The organism is Bradyrhizobium sp. 62 (assembly GCF_023073035.1).
In the GTDB taxonomy this organism is placed as follows: domain Bacteria; phylum Pseudomonadota; class Alphaproteobacteria; order Rhizobiales; family Xanthobacteraceae; genus Bradyrhizobium.
Window position 1 is genome coordinate 89,907 of sequence record NZ_JADPIT010000027.1, and the last position, 5,264, is coordinate 95,170.

Consider the following 5,264-nt stretch of genomic DNA (forward strand, 5'->3'; position numbering starts at 1 on the left):
GGCGCCCCGACGCAGCTACCCCTTCTTCGCCGCCAGCGCATCCGCCACCGCCGTGCGGATGTCGGCGACCGAGAACGGCTTGGTCACCACGTCATGCACCAGCGCATTGAGGTTCGAGGCGCGCTCGCGCTGGTCGGCAAAGCCGGTCATCAGCAGAATGGTCAAATCGGGGAAGTCGCGTGCGACGGAAAGCGCCAGCGCGATGCCGTCCATCACCGGCATCTGGATGTCGGTGAGCAGCAGGTCGAACCCGCCGTCCGCGCGCGTGAGGATTTCCAGCGCCTCGGCGCCGTCCTGCGCCGTGACGGTCTCGTGGCCGTCCATGGCGATGGCGCGCGCCACCAGCTGGCGCATCGAATCCTCGTCGTCGGCAATCAGGATTTTGGACATGAGACCAACCTTGGGATCAATCTCGCGACCAACTTTGCCTGCGAGACCTGCGAAATCGATTATACGCTGCCACCGGCGATGTCGCGCCGGTTGAAGAAGCGAACGTCGATATTGCGGCCCTCCGGCGGCGGCGAGGCCAAACGCGAGCGGAAGAAGGCGCGCTCGCCGGGCTGTAGCACGGTCTGTTCCAGAACGGCGTTCCAAGCGTAGATTTCCGCGCCTTGCGCGTCGCGCACCGCGAAGCGCAACCGGGGAATGTCGAGCGGCTTCTTGCCCTGGCCCACGATCACGCCCTCGATCACCAGCACCTGCTTACCGTCCACGGTCTCGCTGGAGAGCTTGACGTCCTTGAAGGCCAGTGCGCGCAGATTAACTTCAAGGCCGACCAACCTGTAGAAGGCGGCCGTCTGCGGCAGCAGCCGCACCATATCGCCGCGCCAGATCACCAACGCCAGCACCAGCGCGCCCATGGCGGCGCAGGCGGTCGGCAGGCCGAAATGGGATTTTCGCGGGGACGCCGTGGCCACCGGGCGGCGCACTCGCGCGCCGCGGCGACTGCCGAACAGGCCACGGAACCAGGACTGGTGCTGCTCGCCGACGACTTCTTCCTCGACGGACCGGGCGGCCGCGGACCATTCGTCCTCGGTGTCGGTGGCTTCCTGGTCCGGCCAGTCGCTGGCGATCGAGGGGCTGTCAACGACAGGCGCGTCATCGGCGTCGTCGTCCTGGGCATAGGAGTTCCACTGCTCGGCGAGATCGGACTGGTCGTCGGCCCGGCTGGCCGCGGCCATGGCCGGGACAGATGCCTCCTCGATGGCATCCTCGGCATGGGCGACCCAGGTTTCCTTGCAACGGGAACAGCGCACGGTCCGGCCATTCGCCCCAAGGCTCGCGGGCTTGATGGCGTAGGATGTCGTACAATGAGGGCAGACGATATGCATGGACGAGCCTTGATGCATGGCCAAGTCGTGACGGTGACACGGTCGCGGAGAACCGAGCGGGAAAGATGCTACCAATTATGCTACAGGACGACCGTTAACGAACCGGAAACCATAACGGCCGCAAAACCCGCTGATCGCGTGTGGCGGAGCACAGCCGTGCGGCCCGCGGCCTCTCTCGAACGGAGCTGAGCTTGGTTCGGTTCGAAAATGTCGGATTGCGTTACGGTCTGGGGCCCGAGGTCTTGCGCGACCTCAACTTCCAGATCCCGGCGCATTCCTTCCAATTTCTCACCGGCCCGTCCGGCGCCGGCAAGACCTCATTGCTGCGCCTGTTGTTCCTGTCGCATCGCCCGACGCGCGGCCTCGTCAATTTGTTCGGTCACGATATCTCGCAACTGGGCAAGGACGAGATCGCAGACTTGCGCAAGCGCATCGGCATCGTGCTCCAGGATTTCCGCCTGCTTGACCACATGACCACCTATGAGAACGTCGCGCTGCCGTTCCGCGTCATGGGCCGCAGCGAATCGAGCTACCGCAAGGAGGTCATCGACCTGCTGAAATGGGTCGGGCTCGGCGAACGCATGGACGCGCTGCCGCCGATCCTGTCCGGCGGCGAGAAGCAGCGCGCGGCGATCGCGCGCGCTGTGATCTCCCGGCCGCAGCTGCTACTGGCCGACGAGCCGACCGGCAGCGTCGATCCGACGCTCGGCCGCCGCCTGCTGCGGCTGTTCATCGAGCTCAACAAGTCAGGTACCGCCGTCATCATCGCCACCCACGATATCGCCCTGATGGACCAGTACGAGGCGCGACGCTTCGTGCTGCACCAGGGACGGCTGCACGTCTATGAGTAGGTCTGACGAGCGCGGCGTGCTGGTCGATCTCGGGCAGGAGGGGCCGCCGCTTCCGGCCCGGGCGCGCAACATGTCGCCGATCGTGCCGCGCGCCTCGATCCACGGCCGCGCGCTCGTCGCCGTCGTCGCCATCATGACCTTCCTGGCGTCGATGACGACCGGCACGGTGCTGCTGGTGAGCGCCTCCGCCGCTGAATGGCAGTCGGATGTCGCGAGCGAGATCACCATCCAGGTCCGCCCGCAGACGGGCCGCGATCTCGAACGCGACACCGCGGCGGTGACCGAGGCCATGCGCGCGCAAGCCGGCATCGTCGAGGTCAAGCCGTTCACGAAGGACGAGAGCGGCAAGCTGCTCGAGCCCTGGCTCGGCACCGGGCTGTCGATGGACGATCTGCCGGTGCCGCGCATGATCATCGCGCGCGTGCAGCCCGGCACGGCGCTTGATCTCGGCGCTCTGCGCGCCCGCGTGACCCAGGTGGCGCCAAGCGCCAGCGTCGACGATCACCGCGCCTGGATCGAGCGCATGCGCTCGATGACCAACGCCACCGTGCTCGCCGGGCTCGGTATTCTCGCGCTTGTCATCGTCGCCACCATCATCTCGGTGTCGTTCGCGACCCGGGGCGCCATGGCGGCGAACCGTCCGATCGTCGAGGTGCTGCATTTCGTCGGCGCCGGCGACCGCTATATCGCCAACCGCTTCCTGCGTCATTTCCTCAGGCTGGGGTTGGAGGGCGGCGTGATCGGCGGCGGCGCCGCCATGCTGGTGTTCGGCTTCTCCGAGTCGATTGCAGGCTGGTTTTCCGGCACCCCCGTCGGCGACCAGTTCGCCGCGCTGCTCGGCACCTTCTCGCTGCGGCCGTCCGGCTACATCGTGCTCGCGGTGCAGGCCGTGCTGATCGGCGCCATCACCGCGGTCGCCTCGCGCCAGACGCTGTTCGCGACGCTGAATGATGTCGATTGAGGCCGACAAACCGGACTCCACTTCGCCTCAAAACGTCCTAAAATCATCTCTGGGAAGGGATCACCGACATCACATGACCGCGCCGACCGACGATCGATCGCCGAAACTGCCGCGCGGCTGGCTGCGCGCGGCCGTGATGTCGGCGATTGCGCTCGCCTTCGTCGGCGTGGCGGTGGGCTTCATCGCGTTTCTGTCGCAATTGCGCGGCGCCGAGATCGCGCCGGACCGCAAGGCGGACGGCATCGTGGTTCTGACTGGCGGCTCCTCGCGGGTGTCGGATGCGATGGAGCTGCTCGCTGCCGGCTACGGCAGGAGACTCCTGATCTCCGGCGTGCACCCGACCTCGACGGCGACCGACATCTCCCGGACATTGCCGGAGAACCAGTCCTTCATGCGTTGCTGCGTCGATCTCGACCGCACCGCGGTCTCGACCCGCGGCAATGCCGCGGAAGCGCGGCGCTGGGCCGCGGGGCGCGGATTCAAATCGCTGATCGTGGTCACCTCGAACTATCACATGCCGCGCGCGCTGGTGGAATTTTCGCATGCGATGCCGGAGACGACACTGATCCCGTTCGTGGTGGTCGGCGACAAATGGCGCGAGGAGCCGTGGTGGACCTCGGCGTCCACCTTGCGGCTGCTGCTGTCGGAATATGTCAAGTACATCGCGGCCGAGCTCAGGGTGCGGCTGGAGGATTTCGGGATTGACCTTTCGCCCGAGATGTCGGAGCAGCCTTCCGGGCTGCAGCCGAAGCGGCCCGCCACCGCACAGGCCAATTGATAGGCAACTGATCGGCATTGATCGGATCCTCGATGTTCTTGATTTTCCTGCGATCGCTCGTCTTCAACGTGCTGTTCTACACCGTGCTGGTGTGCCTCGCGATCGTGGCGCTGCCGACCTTCGCGTTGCCGCCGCGCGCCATGCTCACGGTCGCGCAATGGTGGGCGAAGGCGACGCTGTTCCTGATGCGGGCGGTCTGCAACATCAAGGTGGAATTCCGCGGCCTCGACAAGATTCCGACGGGACCATTGGTCGTCGTGGCGAAGCACCAGTCGTTCTGGGAGACGTTCGTCTTGCCGGGCTTCTTCGACCGTCCGATTTTCATCCTCAAGCGTCAGCTCATGCAGATCCCGGTGTTCGGTCAGTTCTTGGTCAAGACCGGGATGATCGCGATCGACCGCAATGCCGGCGTCAAGGCGCTGCTGGACATGACGCGGCGGGCGCGCGAGGCGGTGCGCAGCGGCGGGCAGCTCGTAATCTTTCCCGAAGGCACGCGCCGCGCTCCGGGTGCCCCGCCGGATTACAAAAGCGGCTTCGCGCAGATCTATTCGTCCTGCGGCGCGCCGTGCCTGCCGATCGCGCTCAATTCCGGCCTGTTCTGGCCGCGCCGCACCTTCATGCGCTATCCCGGCACGCTGGTGGTGGAGTTCCTCGATCCGCTGCCGCCGGGCTTGCCCAAGGACGAGTTTCTCTCCCGCGTGCAAACGGCGATCGAAGACGCGACCGGCCGCCTCGTCGAAGCGGGTCGCAAGGAGCAGGAGCAGCTGATCGGCTCGGCGCCGAGCTATGCGCCGTTGGAGAACTAGCGGTTTTCCCGATTGTCCACCGGAGCCGGGGCGTGCGGAGAATGCGCATCCCCATGCAGCATCATGGCAAGCTGATGCAGCTGCGCGTCGCGAAAGCCTTCGGCCTCGATCGCCTTCACCGTCGCGGTCACGTAGTCGCGGTTGGCGCCGGACTGGCCGTGGCCCTGGAGCACGTGGCGATGCTGGTCGGTGAGCGACAGCCGGCCGGCATATTGCACATGGCCGCGATCGACGACATAGGCGAGCGCGGAGACGCGCTGCCGCGCATCGTTCTCCAGCCACACCGAGCGCATGACTTCGCGATAGACCGACGTCACCTGCTCGCGCGCGCGCAAATAGGCCACGACGTCGGCGCGGTTCTTTTCGGCGACGCGGAAGGCGATGCCGCGGCAGGCGCCGCCGCGGTCGAGGCCGAGCACCAGACCCGGCTTCTCCGGCGTGCCACGGTGCACGAAGGAATAGACGCAGAGTGCGCGGTGCTCGCCGACCAGCCGCGCGGGGACGCGCTCCTCGAATTCGAAACCCGGCCGCCACATC

The 5,264-nt window shown here is 66.4% G+C and carries 7 protein-coding genes; 4 read left to right on the forward strand and 3 right to left on the reverse strand.

What is annotated here, in order from left to right; translation table 11 throughout:
- Positions 1 to 15: 15 nt before the first annotated feature.
- The gene (locus IVB47_RS26245) at positions 16 to 390 is read right to left on the reverse strand and encodes a response regulator (protein ID WP_027565610.1); all 375 of its coding nucleotides are present in this window, start codon (positions 388 to 390) and stop codon (positions 16 to 18) included.
- A 59-nt stretch (positions 391 to 449) separates the two neighbouring features.
- On the reverse strand, positions 450 to 1,331 hold the full coding sequence (locus IVB47_RS26250) for an MJ0042-type zinc finger domain-containing protein (protein WP_247465648.1): 882 nt from the start codon (positions 1,329 to 1,331) through the stop codon (positions 450 to 452).
- 191 nt (positions 1,332 to 1,522) lie between these two features.
- Between IVB47_RS26250 and ftsE the strand changes: the two genes are divergently transcribed.
- The 4 genes from ftsE to IVB47_RS26270 all read left to right on the forward strand — a co-directional run bounded on the left by ftsE (position 1,523) and on the right by IVB47_RS26270 (position 4,727).
- Positions 1,523 to 2,182: a cell division ATP-binding protein FtsE gene (gene ftsE / locus IVB47_RS26255; protein WP_008135325.1), complete on the forward strand. Its 660-nt coding sequence runs from the start codon at positions 1,523 to 1,525 to the stop codon at positions 2,180 to 2,182.
- Entirely contained in the window at positions 2,175 to 3,143 is a 969-nt protein-coding gene (locus tag IVB47_RS26260) for an ABC transporter permease (protein ID WP_247465650.1), read from the forward strand. Before ftsE ends, IVB47_RS26260 begins: the two co-directional genes overlap by 8 nt.
- Before the next feature lie 73 nt (positions 3,144 to 3,216).
- Positions 3,217 to 3,921 carry a YdcF family protein gene (locus IVB47_RS26265; protein WP_247357804.1) on the forward strand — a complete coding sequence of 235 codons (705 nt, stop codon included), beginning with the start codon at positions 3,217 to 3,219 and terminating at the stop codon, positions 3,919 to 3,921.
- Positions 3,922 to 3,953: 32 nt separating this feature from the next.
- Complete coding sequence (locus IVB47_RS26270; protein ID WP_027565607.1) at positions 3,954 to 4,727, forward strand: lysophospholipid acyltransferase family protein; 774 nt, start codon at positions 3,954 to 3,956, stop codon at positions 4,725 to 4,727.
- Here the strand turns inward: IVB47_RS26270 and IVB47_RS26275 are convergent.
- On the reverse strand, positions 4,724 to 5,264 hold a 541-nt coding region (locus IVB47_RS26275; protein ID WP_247465652.1), incomplete at its 5' end, for a gamma-glutamylcyclotransferase. The two genes, IVB47_RS26270 and IVB47_RS26275, sit on opposite strands and share 4 nt — an antisense overlap.